The 16638-nt window shown below is 62.4% G+C and carries 17 protein-coding genes; 12 read left to right on the forward strand and 5 right to left on the reverse strand.

Annotation, left to right across the window (positions count from 1 at the left end):
• Positions 1-112 precede the first annotated feature (112 nt).
• On the forward strand, positions 113-1300 hold the full coding sequence (locus tag GSQ88_RS23760) for a PepSY-associated TM helix domain-containing protein (RefSeq protein ID WP_246784963.1): 1188 nt from the start codon (positions 113-115) through the stop codon (positions 1298-1300).
• A 97-nt stretch (positions 1301-1397) separates the two neighbouring features.
• On the opposite strand, the gene GSQ88_RS23765 is transcribed toward GSQ88_RS23760, so the two are convergent.
• Positions 1398-2033: a DUF2927 domain-containing protein gene (locus GSQ88_RS23765; RefSeq protein WP_159010186.1), complete on the reverse strand. Its 636-nt coding sequence runs from the start codon at positions 2031-2033 to the stop codon at positions 1398-1400.
• A gap of 676 nt (positions 2034-2709) precedes the next feature.
• Here GSQ88_RS23765 and GSQ88_RS23770 point away from each other — a divergent pair.
• The 4 genes from GSQ88_RS23770 (at position 2710) to GSQ88_RS23785 (ending at position 6254) form a co-directional block, all read left to right on the forward strand.
• Positions 2710-3084: a copper chaperone PCu(A)C gene (locus GSQ88_RS23770; protein WP_246784965.1), complete on the forward strand. Its 375-nt coding sequence runs from the start codon at positions 2710-2712 to the stop codon at positions 3082-3084.
• 185 nt (positions 3085-3269) lie between these two features.
• On the forward strand, positions 3270-4979 hold the full coding sequence (locus GSQ88_RS23775; protein WP_246784967.1) for a PQQ-dependent dehydrogenase, methanol/ethanol family: 1710 nt from the start codon (positions 3270-3272) through the stop codon (positions 4977-4979).
• Between the two features lie 64 nt (positions 4980-5043).
• The gene (locus GSQ88_RS23780; RefSeq protein WP_159010386.1) at positions 5044-5610 is read left to right on the forward strand and encodes a c-type cytochrome; all 567 of its coding nucleotides are present in this window, start codon (positions 5044-5046) and stop codon (positions 5608-5610) included.
• Positions 5610-6254, forward strand: coding sequence for a hypothetical protein (locus GSQ88_RS23785; RefSeq protein WP_159010387.1), 645 nt, complete (start codon positions 5610-5612; stop codon positions 6252-6254). The genes GSQ88_RS23780 and GSQ88_RS23785 overlap by 1 nt, the downstream gene beginning before the upstream one ends.
• 4 nt (positions 6255-6258) lie before the next feature.
• Here the strand turns inward: GSQ88_RS23785 and GSQ88_RS23790 are convergent, their stop codons facing one another.
• The 4 genes from GSQ88_RS23790 to GSQ88_RS23805 form a co-directional block, all read right to left on the reverse strand.
• Positions 6259-7485: an amidohydrolase family protein gene (locus GSQ88_RS23790; RefSeq protein WP_159010189.1), complete on the reverse strand. Its 1227-nt coding sequence runs from the start codon at positions 7483-7485 to the stop codon at positions 6259-6261.
• Entirely contained in the window at positions 7485-7643 is a 159-nt protein-coding gene (locus GSQ88_RS23795) for a hypothetical protein (protein WP_159010190.1), read from the reverse strand. Before GSQ88_RS23795 ends, GSQ88_RS23790 begins: the two co-directional genes overlap by 1 nt.
• A 46-nt stretch (positions 7644-7689) precedes the next feature.
• On the reverse strand, positions 7690-8790 hold the full coding sequence (locus tag GSQ88_RS23800) for a BMP family ABC transporter substrate-binding protein (protein ID WP_159010191.1): 1101 nt from the start codon (positions 8788-8790) through the stop codon (positions 7690-7692).
• A gap of 67 nt (positions 8791-8857) precedes the next feature.
• On the reverse strand, positions 8858-9604 hold the full coding sequence (locus GSQ88_RS23805; RefSeq protein WP_159010192.1) for a GntR family transcriptional regulator: 747 nt from the start codon (positions 9602-9604) through the stop codon (positions 8858-8860).
• Positions 9605-9892: 288 nt separating this feature from the next.
• On the opposite strand from GSQ88_RS23805, the gene GSQ88_RS23810 reads away from it, so the two are divergent.
• The 7 genes from GSQ88_RS23810 to GSQ88_RS23840 all read left to right on the forward strand — a co-directional run bounded on the left by GSQ88_RS23810 (position 9893) and on the right by GSQ88_RS23840 (position 16614).
• Positions 9893-10063, forward strand: coding sequence for a hypothetical protein (locus tag GSQ88_RS23810; protein WP_159010193.1), 171 nt, complete (start codon positions 9893-9895; stop codon positions 10061-10063).
• Complete coding sequence (locus tag GSQ88_RS23815) at positions 10060-10995, forward strand: DUF1989 domain-containing protein (RefSeq protein WP_159010194.1); 936 nt, start codon at positions 10060-10062, stop codon at positions 10993-10995. The genes GSQ88_RS23810 and GSQ88_RS23815 overlap by 4 nt, the downstream gene beginning before the upstream one ends.
• Positions 10995-11642, forward strand: a complete 648-nt coding sequence (locus tag GSQ88_RS23820; RefSeq protein ID WP_159010388.1) for a flavin reductase family protein — start codon at positions 10995-10997, stop codon at positions 11640-11642. The genes GSQ88_RS23815 and GSQ88_RS23820 overlap by 1 nt, the downstream gene beginning before the upstream one ends.
• The gene (locus GSQ88_RS23825; RefSeq protein WP_159010195.1) at positions 11639-13144 is read left to right on the forward strand and encodes an amidohydrolase; all 1506 of its coding nucleotides are present in this window, start codon (positions 11639-11641) and stop codon (positions 13142-13144) included. Before GSQ88_RS23820 ends, GSQ88_RS23825 begins: the two co-directional genes overlap by 4 nt.
• 328 nt (positions 13145-13472) lie before the next feature.
• On the forward strand, positions 13473-14582 hold the full coding sequence (locus GSQ88_RS23830; protein WP_159010196.1) for a BMP family ABC transporter substrate-binding protein: 1110 nt from the start codon (positions 13473-13475) through the stop codon (positions 14580-14582).
• Positions 14579-15688, forward strand: coding sequence for an ABC transporter permease (locus GSQ88_RS23835; protein WP_159010197.1), 1110 nt, complete (start codon positions 14579-14581; stop codon positions 15686-15688). Before GSQ88_RS23830 ends, GSQ88_RS23835 begins: the two co-directional genes overlap by 4 nt.
• Positions 15688-16614, forward strand: coding sequence for an ABC transporter permease (locus tag GSQ88_RS23840; RefSeq protein ID WP_159010198.1), 927 nt, complete (start codon positions 15688-15690; stop codon positions 16612-16614). Before GSQ88_RS23835 ends, GSQ88_RS23840 begins: the two co-directional genes overlap by 1 nt.
• The last annotated feature ends 24 nt before the right edge of the window (positions 16615-16638 follow it).

Here is a 16638-nt window from a genome sequence, read left to right on the forward strand (position 1 = left end):
ACTTGCCCGCTCGACATCGCCGCTCGATCGGCCGGAACTTTGGAGAACTTCTAATCGAAGTCCTCCAGCAAGCGGGTTAACGGATAGGCTCCCACGATGAGGCAAAGCACCTGTGACACGAAAAGCGTTTCGACGTTGGTTCTGGCTGCATAAATGGACCAGCCTGATCTGCACGGCCTTCCTGCTGGTGATCTGCGTCACCGGCCTGCCGCTGGTGTTCCGGGACGAGATCGGCGGCTGGCTGGATAATAGTCCGGCTTACGCGTCGGCGCCCGAGGGCACGCCCACGGTCAGCCTCGACAACGTCGCCGCGACGGCGCGACGGCTCTATCCCGGACAGATCATCGGCAACATCTACCTCGACGATGACGAGCCCAAGATCATGGTCGCGATGGCACCTTCATGGGCCGCCTATGCCGCGGATCGCAGTTCGTGGCACTGGATCAAGCTCGACGCCCACACCGGAAACGTCATGAGGCAGAGCAAATCATTCGACGGCGATGGCGGCGGCTTCATCGAGCTGATGCTCAGCCTGCACAAGGATTTGTTTGCGGGGCTTCCCGGCGAATTGTTCATGGGCCTGATGGCGCTGCTGTTTGTCGTGGCGGTGGTTTCCGGCCTCGTGGTCTATTCGCCCTTCATGCGCCGGCTCGATTTCGGGACCGTACGCACCGCGCGCTCGAGACGGCTGAAATGGCTCGATGTGCACAATCTGACAGGCGTCACCCTGTTCGCCTGGATGGCGGTGGTCGGCGTCACCGGCGTGATCAACGAATTGTCGACGCCGCTGTTCGGCCTGTGGCAGATCACCGACGTCAAGGAAATTCTCGCACCGTTTCGCGGCAAGACCACGCCGACGGAATCCGAATTGAGCTCGCCGCAAGCCGCCTTCGACACCGTCAAGGCCGCGCTGCCGGACATGAGCGCGAACAGCGTGATTTTTCCCGGCTCGCCGTTCGGCTCGCCCTATCATTATTTGATCTGGACCAAGGGCCGGGAGCCGCTGACCTCGCGGTTGTTCAGTCCGGCACTGGTCGATGCGCGCAGCGGCGAGCTCGCCTCGGTGGTCAGCATGCCCTGGTATCTGCGGGCGCTCGAAGTGTCGCGGCCGCTGCATTTCGGTGACTATGGCGGCTTGCCGCTGAAAATCCTCTGGGCGCTGCTCGATCTCGTCACCATCGTCGTCCTCGGCAGCGGACTTTATCTCTGGCTGTCGCGCCGCGCCTCCACCGAGGAAGCCGAACAGGAGCTCGTGGTAAGCCACGCCGTCGCCGCGCCTGCGTCCGAGGCCGCGGAATGACGAGGTCGGGTTCGCCGCATTCCTTCAGCCGAATTTGGCGGTGGCCGGTCGTGCTGGCTGCGCTCACTTTGTTCGGCCTGCTATCGGCGCTGCTGGGTCAGAGCGGCATCTGGTGGGGCCTGTCATGGATCGCGCTGGCCATTCCGCTTGTCGTCATCGCGGCATGCACCTGGCCGCGAAGGCAACCGGCTTCGCCGCCGGTATCGACCGGCAGGATCACCTCGGCCCGGTGAATGCGGTAGAGATTATCCTTGCCGATGCCGGAAAGACATTGCGGGCTGAGCGACTTCTGGATTTGCGTCGCCCGGCCGCTGCCGTAGAGCGTGCGGATGGTTTGCGCAAAATCGTGCTTGGCAACCAGCCTGACGACGAAATTGGCGGCCGCGCGATCGTTCGTTACCGCGAGGTCGAGGTGATTCACATGGGCCTGAATGTCGGCGGCGATCGCCGCGATCTCCGCAGCGCGATCGGGCAGCCCCTTGTTGATCACGAAAATCCTGATCGGTTCATCGAACTTGCGCAGGCGCTCGGCGCGCGCGTCGAACTGCAACTCGGCGTGGAACGCGACCTTGAAGAAGCCGTTCCTGATCTCGTCGTTGGTGAATTCGGTCCGCTCCGAAGCACGCCGAGTGCTGATGTTTTGATCTTCGGCGTGCGCGGGACGAGCGCCGACAGCGGCGAGCGCCATCGCGACGAGGATCCCAACCGAACCATTCCGCCGACGAAAAAACATGCGGCATTCCCTGCCTGCCGGATTGCGTCTGGCGCAGTTCCGCCTCCAGGCGCCCTATCGACGGCAACCAATTTACGCCGGGCTGCATAGGATTTCGGGATCGAAAGACCGTTCTTATTATAGAGATTTCATAGCCATAGAACGTCTGCTCAGATCGCCGCGATGGCAGCCGAATAGTTCCGGCCTCACGCCAACGGCAGCGCGAGAGTTGTCGATTGGCACAAGACACGCTTTGCGAGCCGTTTTTTGGAATCTTCCTCTAGATGATTGCCCTTTCTCCACCATAATTCCGGGTGATTTATCCGTTACAGAGTCGTAACGTTGCGTACGACAAAAGAAAAAACGACCCGGGAGATAAATGCCGATGAGACGGACATGCTGTTTCGTTTCGACACGCTTCACTTGCAAGCCTCTGTCGGTTTGCAAATTTACCCCAGCTTCCAGGTCTGGGCTCACTCGACCTCCCCGGGATCACATATCGGCCGAGACGTAGCCGATGACGGCCATAGCGACATCGAGTCCTGATGGCGCAGCGTTCGTTCGTAAGGGTCTTGGTCGCAAAGGTCTTGATCAGAGCGGACGGACGACGCTGTCCGGCCGATCGGGATCGTTTGCGATCGGACTGGCTACTGCCGGATTTGTTGCCGCCGGATTTGGTCTGGCGCCTGGATCCGCCGTGGCCAGCGATACGCTGCAGGTGACCAATGCCCGGGTGCCCGCCTCCGATCAGGTTGGCATCGATCTTCCGCTGCTGATGACGATCAGGAACGACGGGGCCGAAGCCGACGCCATATCGCGGGTCCGCTGTCCGATCGCGAATTTCTCCGAGAAGCACACCGTCGACCGCGGCGAAGGTGGATTGGCCATGCGCGCGGTCAAATCAATCCCGATCCCTGAAAACAAGACCGTCGAGCTGACGCGGGACGGATATCACGTGATGCTGTTGCAGACGCGGCAGAAGCTCGTCGATGGCGAGAAGTTCACCTGTGCCGTCGTGTTCCAGAACGCCGGAACCAAGGAAACGGAGGTGCTGGTTTCACCAACGCCCTGATCGCCGGCAGCGGACTCGCGAGCCCGCTGAACATAGCCGAACGCCGGATACCGGTATTCGGGTCAACAGAATTCCGATTCAACGAGAATTCGTCATTAGGAGGACTACGCATGGAGCGATCTTCAGGTCATACAAAAGTTTCCCCGCGAGTGGGTTTGCTCGCGGTTGCGGTCGCTGTCGCGGCCATGATGGGCACACCGGTCTCAGCTGCGGACGAGGTCACGCCGGAACGGCTGCTCAACGTCGACAAGGAGCCGGGCAACTGGCTCCATCATCACAAGGATTTTTCGGCTCACCGATTCTCCAGCCTGAAGGATATCAACCGCGATAATGTGAAGAATCTCAAAGTCGCCTGGACCATGCACCTCGGCGGCGTCGAGGGCGGCGGCATCTGGAGCCATGGCGGGCTGGAAGGCACGCCCATTGCCGAAAACGGCTTCCTGTATGTTACCGATGGATGGGGCTCGGTCTACAAGATCGACGCGCATGGCGGCCGCGGCAACCTGGTCTGGAAGATGGATCCCAAGACGGACCATGACTGGGCGGGTGCCGTCTCCTGCTGCGGCGTCGACAACCGTGGCGTCGCCTTGTGGGGCGATCTCGTGATTTCGCATACCCTTGATGGCCGACTGGTCGCAACCAACAAGGAGACCGGCCAGGTCGCCTGGCAACGCACGGTGGCCGATCCGGACAAGGGCGAGGTCATTACCGGCGCTCCGCTGATCGTCAAGAACATGGCTATCACCGGCGTTGCCGGCGCGGAGTACGGCATTCGCGGCTGGATCGCCGCCACCGACCTCACGACCCAGAAAGAGGTTTGGCGCACCCATACCATACCGGGCAAGGGCGAGCCCGGCAGCGAAACCTGGAAGGATGACAAGAGCGCGAGCGCTTCCGGCGGCGGTTCGACCTGGGTGACCGGCAGTTACGATCCTACAACCGACACGATCGTCTGGGGTGTCGGCAATCCGGGACCGGACTGGGATAATGCGTACCGGCCGGGCGACAATCTCTACACTGACAGCTCGCTGGGCCTCGATGCCTCGACCGGCAAGATCAAGTGGCACTATCAGCACACGCCGAACGATCCCTTCGACTACGACAGCGTCGCGGAAAACGTGCTGGTCGATATCCCCGGCCCCAGCGGCCCGCAGAAGCTCTCGCTCGAAGCGGACCGCAACGGCTTCGCCTATGCGATCGATCGCACCACGGGCAAGTTCGTCTGGGGTCTTCCGTTCGTCAAGAAGGTGACGTGGACCAAAGGCCTCGATGCGGAGACCGGCAAGCCGATCGAGTACGACCCGAACAAGTCGGTGCAGGCCTATGAAGCGTCGGTGACGCCAAGCCGCACCAACATGGAAACCGACATCTGCCCCGGCAACATGGGCGGCAAGAACTGGCCACCGACGGCCTACAATCCGGAGCTGAAGCTCTGGTACATCCCGGTGATCGAGAGCTGTAATCACATCAAGGTCGAGGTGTCGGACCAGAACAAACTGAAACCGCGGGAGTTCTGGACCGGCGGCGGACCGAGCCAGAACGTCAAGATCACCGGCAGCGTCACCGCGATCGACGTCACCACCGGCAAGATCGCCGGCAAGTTGGAAACGCCGTACCCGAATCTGGGTGGCATGCTGGCCACTCCGGACCTCGTCTTCACCGGTCAGCCCTCCGGCGAAGTGATGGCGCTTGATGCCAAGTCGCTGGCGAAGCTTTGGGAGTTCAATACCGGCGGCGGCGTCAACGCACCGCCAATGACCTTCTCGGTCGACGGCAAACAGTACATCGCCATCCTGGTCGGGTTGGGCGGTGCCTGGGACAAGTGGTTCATCGATTCAACGCCCGAGCTGAAAAAGATGCAGCCGGGATCGATGCTCTACGTGTTCGCGCTCTGACCATCCACAAGGGAGGGCCCGGGACAACCGGGCCCCCCTGCTTTGTCCGACAAGAGACCTCATGATGAACTTCAATGCCTTGCCGACCACGATACGCCTGCTCTTTGTAAGCGTCATAGCCCTGAATGTTTCGATCGGGTTTGCCTACGGCCAGTCGGCGCAGCCGCCGACCGCGGATCCAACCGACGCCGGCAAGGCGGTGTTCAAGCGAGCCAATTGCATGGGCTGCCACAAATGGCACGGCAATGGCGGTGGCGGCTATGGCGGCGACGCGCTGTCGCTGCGCAAGACCGAGCTGACGCGGGATCAGATCATCGAAACCGTCAGCTGCGGGCGACCGGGCACCGGCATGCCTTTCTTTGTGCGCGGCGCCTACGATGAGGTGAAATGCTACGGCATGACCCGGCAGGACGCCGCGGCACTGATGCCGCCGGAGGGCGGGACATTTCTGCGGCCGAAAGATATCGAAGCGGTCGCCGACTATGTGCTGGCCCACATCAAGGGAGCCGGCGACCCCAGCTACGCGGAATGCGTCGCCTTCTTCTCGAACGCGTCGCGCGTATGCGACATCTACAAGACGGCGTCGCAGAAGCCAGACGATGCGAGCGCCGCCACGGGGAAAAGCCAGTGATGGATCAATCAAGGCGATCGGGAATTCTTGCCGTAATCGTGCTGGCCTGGCAGGCGGTCGCGCTTGCGCACGCTCCGGCCCGGACCGAGGAATTCAGCGGCAACGATCTGCGCGACATCCGCCTCGGAATGGCGGCATCCGAGTTGGCGAAATCCGGCTATATCGACTTTGCCTGCGCGGCGGATCCAAAGCATACCCTGGCCGGCTGGGAAAACTGGCATGACTGTCCTGCCGAGGCGAGCGGGATGCGGGCGATCCGGTTTGGCTTCGATCCAACGACCAGCCGCGACGGCACGATGGTGGCAGGTCATCCGGCGATTTTGACATTGCTGATCGCCGGTGGCGGCACGGTTGCCGGTTTGCAGATCGAGACCGATCCGAAGGCGCGACTCTATCTAAGAAAGAAAGGGTTTCTGCTCGGGATACAGGCCAAATCGCGCTACGGCGCGGACGGATGGTTGTGCACCGAAGGCGAGCCGGGCGCGGGCGACCAGCCAGTGGGCGGCGTGTACCTGCGGGAACGCTGCACCAAGACGATCAGCGGTCGCGCGCTGGTCGTCGAACGCAACCTGTTTCGCCGACCCGAGCAGGACATCAAGGATTTCGTCGACGAAACCCGTGTCAGCATTTTGCGTGCCGAGTAGCGCGTCATGAAGGATGAAGCTGCGGGCGCGGCCTTGTAAAGGACGCGCGGCCGCGCTTGAGGCCCCATAGCGGCTGCGCCAGCGTCGCGATCGCCTCGGCTGGGGCGTGCGCATCGAGGCAAACCAGATCGGCCGGTCCACCGACGCTGATGCCGTAATCGTCGAGCCGCATCAGCCGCGCCGCGGCTGCCGTGATCATATCGAGACAGCCGGCAAGGTCCGAAGGCCGCGAGACGTGGCAGACATTGGCATAAAGATTGGCCATCCGGATCAGCGAACCATCGCCATAGGGCGTGAACGGATTGAGGATGTTGTTGGTCGAGATCGAACAAATGACGCCGGCCTGCCGCAACGGTCCCGCCGCGACCACACCACGCGGAACCGCATGATCGTGGCTGCGACCCATCAGATGCAGATCGGTCGAAGGCAGGATCGTCACTGCGACGCCGGCGTTGGCCAGCTTGGTGGCGATCGCCCGAAACCGATCCGGCGGTAACAGCGACATTTGCGTCGCGTGTCCGACCGCGACGCGGCCGCCCCAGCCATATTCCTCGGTTTTGCGACAGACATATTCGATCTGCATGCCGTCAATGGTCTCGGCGAGATCGAGATGCATGTCGATCTCGGCGTCGAAATCGCGCGCGATTTGGAAGATGCGGTCGATCTGGCCGCGCGGGTCGGTGTCGAAATAGGGCGCCGCGCCGATCGCGCGCGCGCCGCGGCCCAGGCCTTCGATCAGCAACTCTTCGGTGCCGGGATTGTTGGTCAGCCCTTCCTGCGGAAACACGCAGAGTTCGACATCGATGCCCCAGGCGTAATCGCGCGCCAATTGCTCGACCGCGTCGAACCCGATCATGCCGATGCCCGGATCAAGCTCGACATGGGTGCGCATGTGCATGGTGCCGTGGCTGATGCAGCGCTCCAGCGTCTTCTTGCCGCGCGCGTAGACATCCTCAACGGTGAATTGCTTCTTGGCCGCCGCCGTGATCCGCACGGCCTCGGCGACCGTGCCTTGCTCGATCTGGCAGCGATCCATGATGCAGGTCTTGTCGAGATGGATATGGGTCTCGATCATGCCGGGCACCACGAGGCAGCCCCCGGCATCCAGCTCCGGCGCGTCGGCGCCGAGACCGGCGGACAGCGCCGCGATCTTGGTGCCCTCGATGCCGATATCGGTGACGCCAAGCGCGCCCTGATGCAGGACGCAGGCGTTACGAACGATCAAATCCATCACTTCACCATCGCGGGATCGGCGCCAAGATAGGCGTCATCCAGCTTCGTCTCGCGCAACGCCTCGGCCGCGCCCTGAGCCATCACGCGGCCACCGCCGAGCACATAGCCACGATCGGCAATGGCTAGCACATGATCGGCTATCTGATCGACGATCAAGAGCGTGCAAGGGAACCATGACGTCCTCTCGCACGCGGTTGTGACATCAGACGGTGCCGACGATGCCTTCGATCAGATAGTCGGTGTGTTCCAGTGACGGATCGTAAAGCGGAGTGTCCTTGCTGGAGATCAGCTTGCCGGTGTTGCTCTTGATCTCGCCGGTGAAGATCGGTTTGCCCGCCTTGAGGTCCGCGATCGCGGCCGTCGCGGCGTTCCTGCCGGCTTCGCTGGCGCCGGCGCCGAACGGCGAACTCGCCACCATATCCTTGTCATAGCCGCCGATCACCATGTTCGGCAGCTTCTCGCCCTTGGCGATCATGCCGGCGAAACTCTTGTAGATGGTTCCCCACTTCAGTTCGGCACCGGTGATGAATCCCTTCGGCGCCAGATCGGCCTGGTTGGCGTTATGGCCGCAGCTTTTCACGCCGCGCTTCTCGGCGGTCTCGATCACGACCTTCGGGCTGTCGATGTGACAGGCGATGATGTCGCAACCGGCATCGACCAGCGCATTGGCGGCTTCGGCCTCGCGCACCGGCAGCGACCAGTCGCCGGTGACGATGAGTTGCACCGTGACATTCGGATTGACCTTGCGCGCGCCGAGCATGAAGGAGTTGACGTTGCGCAGCACCAGCGGGATCGGCTTTGCCGCGACGTAGCCGATCTTGTTGGTCTTGGTCGATAATCCGGCGGCGATGCCGTTGACGTAATGGCCCTGATCCAGATAGCAGAAATATCCGCCGGCATTGGTCGGGTCCTTGCCCTCCTGCCACAGCGAGGTCGGGTGACGAAACTCGATCTTGGGGTATTTCTTCGCCTCGTCGACCATGAACGGGTTGAAATAGCCGAACGAGGTTGGAAACAATAACGTCGCCCCGTCGATGTTGATCATCGACTCCATGGTCTTGGCCACCGCGACTGTCTCAGGCACGTTCTCTTCCTCGACCACCTTGACGCCGGGAATTTCCCGGAGCGCCTGGGCACCGACCGCGTGAGCCTGATTCCAGCCGTAATCCTGTCGCGACCCGACATAGATAATGCCGACGGTGACGCCGGCGGCGAGCGCCGGATCGGACCGCCCCGAAAGGATGAAGGGGCTGGCGGCGGCAGCGCCCAGCAACGAACGGCGCGATAACGAATATTTGGTCATCAACAATCTCCCTGAAGGCTGACGCCTGGCTGATGCGACGGCAACAGCGGGGCACGGGGTGAACGGGTCATTTAGATGCTCGCTTCTTGCGCCGCGGCAGCGGCGCGACTTTCGGTGAAGTGGCGTTGTCATCGACATAGCGCGACAGCACCGCGCCAAGATCGAACTGCCCATCGCGGCCCTGGTCGAGCATGGCGCGATGCTCGACCGAACCGAGATGATGATCCATCAACGCGATCGCGGCCGTGGCGTCCCGTCCACGCAGCGCGGCGACGATTTCGCGATGCTCGCTGACGGCGCAATCGGCAGAATGCGGCCGGCCATAGAGCGCGAGGATCAGCGAGGTGCGCGACACCACCTCGCCGAGATAGCGGGCGAGCAATGCATTGCCCGACAGCGCGCCGAGCTTGGTGTGGAATTCGCCCGCGAGCCGGATCGAAACCCGTTCATCACCGCCCTTGCGCGCGGCGTCCTCCTGGCGGACGTGACCTTCGAGTTCGGCGCCGAATTCGGCGCGCCAGCGCAAAATAACGAGCCGCACCACCTCGCGTTCCAGCGTGCGGCGAACTTCAAAAACTTCCTTGGCCTGTTCCAGCGTCGGCTTCGCCGTGGTTGCGGTCCGGCGCGGCGGCGCATCGACCAGCCCTTCGGACTGCAATTGCGCCAGGGCTGCGCGAACCAAAGTCCGGCTCATGCCGAAGCGCGCGCCGAGTTCATCCTCCGGCAGTTTGGTGCCCGGCGGCAACGCCTGCTCGATGATGGCCTGCCGCAGCGCCTTGCAGGCGAAATCAACGCGGGTGGACTTCTTGCTCATCCGAAAAACGCCGCCAAGCTTTCAGCGCACCGATCGCGCGCTCCAGCGCATACGATAATTCGAAATCTGGTACACAGGATGCGGCAATTTTGTTCGACGCGCTCGAAGATTCGGCAGCACATCGCCTAAACTTTGCGCTTCGATAAGCCTTAAAAAACGAGAATAATGATGATCTGCCCGTGTCCGACACCCGCGCATCCGCAGACGGTCGCGCATCGGGCGAGCTGACTGAGTATCCGAAAACATGATTTCGGTACCTATTCTTGTATACAGTTTTGAGGAGAGGCCATGACCGACACGGTCGTCAAACTGCGGTTGAACCAGCAGCAACTGGAACTAATCGATCGCACGATCGCGCAAGGCGTAGCGCCCGATCGGGTGGCGCTGGTGCGGCTGGCGCTTCATGAATATGCCGCCGCGCATAAAGCCGAAGCCGACAGCATGGAGCGGGCGCAATGACCGGCCGCCAGATCATCTCCGAATGTGTTATCGAGCCCGGCACCGGCAAGGCGATCGAACTGCTGAAGGGGCAGATCCTCCGCGTCGAGCAGGTCGAGGGTGGCCAATGCGCCGACTTCAATTGCTTCAATTTGCATGACTACAAGGAGTTCATGCATTGCGGCCGTACCCGCACCGTGCACGGCTTTCATCCGACCACCGGCACCTTCATGTGGTCGGCGCCGCCGCGCGAGCGCGCGATGCTCTATATTCTGGAAGACACCGTCGGCCGCAACGACGTGCTGTTTCCGCGTTGCAGCGCCTATGTCTATGAGGCCTCCTATGGCTTTGCCGTGCACACCAATTGCCACGACATCCAGGCCGAGGCGCAGCGCGAATACGGCCTGACGCCCGACGACGTGCACGATTCCTTCAATCTGTTCATGTGCACCGGCGTCGACGAGGACGGCCACGCCTTCATGACGCGACAAACCACCAAGCGTGGGGATTATGTCGACCTGCTGGCGCTGATGGACGTGCTGGCGGTGCCCAATGTCTGCGGCGCCGACGTCATGAAGACCAGCAACTTTGCCCTGAAACCACTCAAGCTGACGGTGTTTGCCGCGACCGATGCCGATCTCGCCAAGGTGCCGAAAACGCCGACCCTGGCCAGCCAGCGCACGCCCAAGGACTTCAAGAATCCGACCATCAAGACCGACCGGCCGCTGCGGCGCGATCCGGCCTACACACCGGAATTCCCCAACACGCCGATCGTGGTCACGGAGCTCGCCATTTCGCTTTCGCCAGCAGAGATGGAAATGTTCAACGCGGTGAAGCGCAGCGACATCTATGGCGACGATGACGCGGCGGCGCTGCGCGACCTTTTGTTCTCGTGGTGGGAAGAACGCTTCCTACAGGCCCGTGCCGGCGCACCGTCGATCGAGAGCAAATGATGGACGCGATCCCAACCCCTGACGCCGTTACGTTCGACTTCCGAACCCTGTCGGCGCGCGACCGCTACAAGCTCATGATCGGCACCGTGGTGCCGCGGCCGATCGCGCTGGTGACGACGGTCGACGGCGAAGGGCGGATCAATGCCGCGCCGTTCAGTTTCTTCAATTGCCTGTCGGCGGATCCGCCGATCCTGGCGCTCGGAGTCGAGAACTTCCCCGATATGTCGTTCAAGCACACCGCCCACAATATTCGCCAGACCGAAGTGTTCACGGTCAACATCGTATCGCGCGCGATCGCCGAGGCGATGCATGTCTGCGCGGTGCCGTTTGCCCCAGGCCATGATGAGCTCCAGGCCGCGGGACTGACCGCAATGCCCGGCGCCGTGGTGGCTTCGCCCTGGATAAAGGAGGCGCCGGCGTCGTTCGAATGCCGCCGCCATGTGACGCTGGAGCTCGGCAAATCACGCCAGATCATTCTGGGCGAGATCGTGTTCGCGCATTACCAGCGCGACATCATCGATGTCGACCGGATGCGGATCGACCCCGCCAAACTTGACGCCATCGCCCGCCTCGGCGGCGATACCTGCGCCACCATCCGCGACCGCTTCGAAATGCCGACGCCGACACTAGCCGATTTCGAGGCATGATAGCACGCCGCACCATCATTCGCGGCGGCCTCGTGCTCGATGCGGCGGGCGGAGCCGCTGCAAAGGACATCCTGATTCAGGACGGCCTGATTCTCGCGATCGACGCTCCCGGCTTTGGCGTATCGGACGACGCCGAGGTGTTGTCGGCCGCCGACCGAATGCTGATTCCGGGCCTGGTCAACGCGCATACGCATTCCCACGGCGCCCTCAATCGCGGCGCGGTCGACGACAAGGTCTCGCTCGAGATGTTCCTGACCGGCGCGGGCTCCAGCACCCGGTCGCGCGGCATCGACGACAAATATCTCAGCGCCGCCTTGTCCGCGGCCGAGATGATCCGCAAGGGATGCACCGCCTGTTTTGACCTGACCGTCGAATTCCCAGGCCCGACACGTGAAGGGATTTCCGCTGTCGCCCGCGCCTATCGCGATTCCGGCATGCGCGCGGTGGTGGCGCCGATGATCGCCGACCGCACTATCTATCAGGCGCTGCCGGGCCTGCTGGAGGCATTGCCGGATGAAGTGCGCGCGCAGGTCGCGGATATGCGCGCCGCGCCGATCGATCAGACATTTTCGGTCTGTGACGAGATTCTGTCGAATTGGGAATTCGACCGCCGCTTTGTCCGCCCGGCGCTCGGCCCGACGATACCGCTGTATTGCTCCGACGAATTCCTGGTCCGTTGCGCCGAACTCGCAACCCAGCACGGCATACCGCTACAGACCCATCTGGCGGAATCGCGTGCGCAAGGCGCCATTGGACAAGCCCGATACGGCCGGAGCCTGGTCGAACATCTCGATGCCATCGGCTTTCTGTCCGAACGCCTCAGCGCGGCGCATGCGATCTGGCTCGGCGACGATGACACAGCACGGCTGGGACAGGCCGGCGTCAAGGTCGCGCACAACCCGTCGAGCAATCTTCGGCTGGGATCGGGCGTGGCGCCGGTGCGCCAGATGCTGAAAGCCGGCGTCACCGTTGGTATCGGCACCGACGCCAGCAACACCTCCGACGGACAGAACATGTTCGAGGCGACCCGGCTCGCATCCTATTTGTCGCGGATCGAGGGTCCGGCCACCGCGCAATGGATCTCGGCGCAACAGGCGTTTGGTCTGGCGACCGAGGGATCGGCCAAGGTGTTGGGCTTCGAGAGGATTGGCAGACTGGCGCCGGGCTACGAGGCCGACATCGTCTTCCTGCGGCTCGACAGCCCGCATTTCGTGCCGCTGCGCGCGCCGTTGCTGCAGATGGTATTCGGCGAGAACGGCGCGTCGGTCGACACCGTCATGATCGGCGGCCGCGTGGTGTTTCGCGACGGCAAGCTGTTGACGCTCGATGAAGCCGTGCTGCGGCGGCAGGCGCAGGAAGCGGCTGACCGGTTGGATCGGGCCGACGGCACCCCGCGCGGCTCGACCACGGTCGTTTCGCAACTGGTCGGCGCGTTCTGCGCGGCGCAAGGTTGCCTCGGCCACAAGCTCCCGCGAAAGCTCAACCTGGCCTGCGAAGGCTGAGCGTTCGCCGACGGCGCAGTTTGCGAAAAGCGGATTCCGACCTTCTTGCGCGGCTTCGAGCAACGGAATCACCCGCCAAAAGGGTAAAGCCTGCTTAACTCTCTTGCATACAATACAAAAAATAAGCCTATTTTTTAATCCTACCAATCGCTGCTTAAAATTTTCACCCGGCAAATACTCTTATATTATTATATATATTTCAAATACTTATAAGAAAAAGCCCTTCAATTAGGCATTGGCACGAAGATTGCGAATCTGGCTCCGGGCTCCGCCGCTCAGGCGAAGCCGCAGGATTTAGCGGCGGTCCGTCCGCCAGAGGGAGCAACCAATGGATTTTGGCAGGATTTCACGGCGGCATCTCTTGCAGGGGGGCGCCGCGCTGACACTCGGCTCCGCTTTGGGCGTGCGTTCCGCCGCCGCAGCCGACATGACGGTCGGTTTCATCTATGTCGGCTCGCGCGACGACTACGGCTACAACCAGGCCCACGCGCAAGGCGCCGCGGCGCTGAAGAAGATGTCCGGCCTCAAGGTAGTCGAGGAAGAAAAGGTCCCGGAAACCGACGCAGTCGAAAAGACCATGGAGTCCATGATCAACCTCGACGGCGCGACACTGCTGTTCCCAACCTCGTTCGGCTACTACAGTCCGCACGTGCTCAAGACGGCGGCCAAATATCCGAAGGTCACTTTCGAGCATTGCGGCGGCCTGTGGACCGACAAGGATCCGAAGAACGCCGGCAGCTATTTTGGTTATATCGATGAAGCCCAGTTCATCTCGGGCATCGTCGCCGGCCACTCCACCAAGACCGGAAAGCTCGGCTTCGTCGCGGCCAAGCCGATCCCGCAGGTGCTGCGCAACATCAACGCCTTCACGCTCGGCGCGAAACTTGCAAACCCCAAGGCCACCACGCAGGTGATCTTCACGGGGGACTGGTCGATGCCGGTCAAGGAAGCCGAAGCCACCAATAGCCTGATCGATCAGGGCGTCGATGTCCTGACCTGTCACGTCGACGGACCGAAGACCATGGTCGAGAACGCCGCGAAACGTGGCGCGATGGTATGCGGCTATCACGTCAACCAGTCGCCGCTGGCGCCGAAAGCCTACCTCACCGGCGCGGAATGGAACTGGGAAGCGCTGTATCCCAAATTCGTCAAGATGATCCAGTCCGGCGAGAAAATCCCGAACTTCTACCGCGGCGGCCTCAAGGAAGAGATCGTCAAATGCTCGCCCTATGGCGAGGCGGTATCGGCGGAAGCCCGCAAGCATGCCGACGACATCAAGGCTCAACTGGTCGCCGGCACCTATACCATCTTCAAGGGCCCGATCATGGACAACAAGGGCAAGACCGTGATCGCGGCCGGCACCGATCGCGGCCAGAAGGATCCCGAACTCGAAAAGATGGATTATCTGGTGGAAGGCGTCATCGGAGCGACTTCATGACCACTGACGTGGCAGAGCCGGTCGACGCGGTCGCGGTAGCACCAGCCGCCGATCCCGGATTCCTGCAACGCTACGGCACCTCCATCGAATACATCCTGATTCCGAGCGCGGCACTGATCGCCGCGCTCGGCGTGTTCGGCATCTTCGTGTTCCTGTTCGGCAAGAACCCGCTCGACCTGTATTTCTACATGTATCAAGGCGCGTTCGGCACCTGGTTCTCCTGGCAGAACAGTCTTACCCGCGCAGCGCCTTTGATCCTCACCGCGCTATGTACGGCGCTGCCCGCGCAGCTCGGCATGGTCATCATCGGCGGCGAAGGCGCGCTGTTGATCGGCGCGCTGTCCGCCACCGGCGTGGCGCTATTGCTGCAATCGGCGCCTCCTTTGGTGGTGCAACTGGCGATGGCCTGCGGCGGCATGATCGGCGGCGGTCTCTGGATCATGCTCTCGGGAGGCTTGCGCCAGTTCCGCGGCGTCAATGAAACGATATCGAGTTTGCTTTTGGTCTACATCGCACTCGCGATCCTCAACCATCTGGTCGAAGGCCCGATGCGCGACCCCGCCAGTCTCAACAAGCCGTCGACCCGCGAAATCGGCGCCGCCAACATGATCGGCTCGATCCCCGGCACCGACGTGCATTGGGGCCTGGTGTTCGGCATCATCGCCGCGATCGCATCCTATATCCTGATCTATCACACTGTGTTCGGCTTCGCCGCCCGCGTCGCCGGCGGCAACATCCGCGCTGCCAAGATCGTCGGCCTCGGTGTCAGCAAGCTCATCCTGACGATCTGCTTTTTGGCCGGCGCGTCGGCGGGTCTGGCGGGCATGGTCGAGGTCGCCGCGGTGCAGGGCCGCACCAACGCCAACCTCGCTGCCGGCTACGGCTTTACCGGCATTCTGGTCGCCTTCCTGTCGCGGCAGAATCCGCTGGCCATCATTCCGGTCGCCATCCTGCTCGGCGGCATCAGCGCCAGCGGCGGGTTGTTGCAACGCAGGCTCGGTCTTCCCGACGCCTCGGTGCAGGTGCTGCAGGGCATCATCTTTGTGTTCGTTCTCGCCAGCGACGCGCTGTACGGACGAATAGGCTTCCTGAAAGGAAAATCCTGATGGCGGACGGAACGATCGGGCTCTGGACCGTGCCGCTCGCGGTGTTCGGCGGCGCCATCCGCGTCTCCACGCCGTTCCTGTTCGTCAGCCTCGGCGAATGCATCACCGAGCGCTCCGGGCGCATCAATCTCGGCCTCGAAGGCACGCTGGTGATGGGCGCAATGAGCGCCTATGGCATCTCTTACCTGACCGGATCGCCCTGGCTCGGCGTGCTCGCCGCCGGCCTTGCCGGTTCGCTGCTCGGCGCGCTGCATGCCGGTATCTGCTCGCTGCCGCGCGTCAACGACATCGCGGTCGGCATCGCGCTGATGCTGTTCGGAACCGGGTTGGCATTTTATCTCGGCAAGCCGCTGATCGAGCCCACGGCCCCAAGACTTCCCGCGATCGATTTCGGATGGTGGAGCGATATTTCTCAGGTTCGCGCCGCGTTGCGCATCAACGTATTGTTTTTGCTTGGCGTCGTCCTCGCGCCAATTCTCGGCTGGGCATTTCGCACCACGCGCTGGGGCCTGTTGATCCGCACTGCCGGCGAAAGCTCCGATTCCGCGCGCGCGATGGGATATTCCGTGCTCGGCATAAGGCTGCGCGCCACCATGGTCGGCGGCTTCCTGGCCGGCATCGGCGGCTCATTCCTGTCGCTGTTCTATCCCGGAAGCTGGAACGAGGGCCTCTCCAGCGGCCAGGGCATCACCGCGGTGGCGCTGGTGATCTTCGCGCGCTGGGATCCGATGCTGTGCCTGTGGGCATCGCTGGCTTTTGGCGGCGCGGCAGCGCTCGGGCCGGCGCTGCAATCGGTCGGCGTCACCTCGGGCTATCATCTGTTCAATGCGGCGCCTTACATCCTGACGCTGGCGATCATGATCATCACCTGCTCGCCGAAGCGCACCTTGACCGGCGCGCCGGCCGAACTGTCGATCACAAGGTAATCGCACGTCGCAAGAGCTAGGACC

Source organism: Bradyrhizobium sp. S69, from assembly GCF_009766005.1.
In the GTDB taxonomy this organism is placed as follows: Bacteria; Pseudomonadota; Alphaproteobacteria; order Rhizobiales; family Xanthobacteraceae; genus Bradyrhizobium.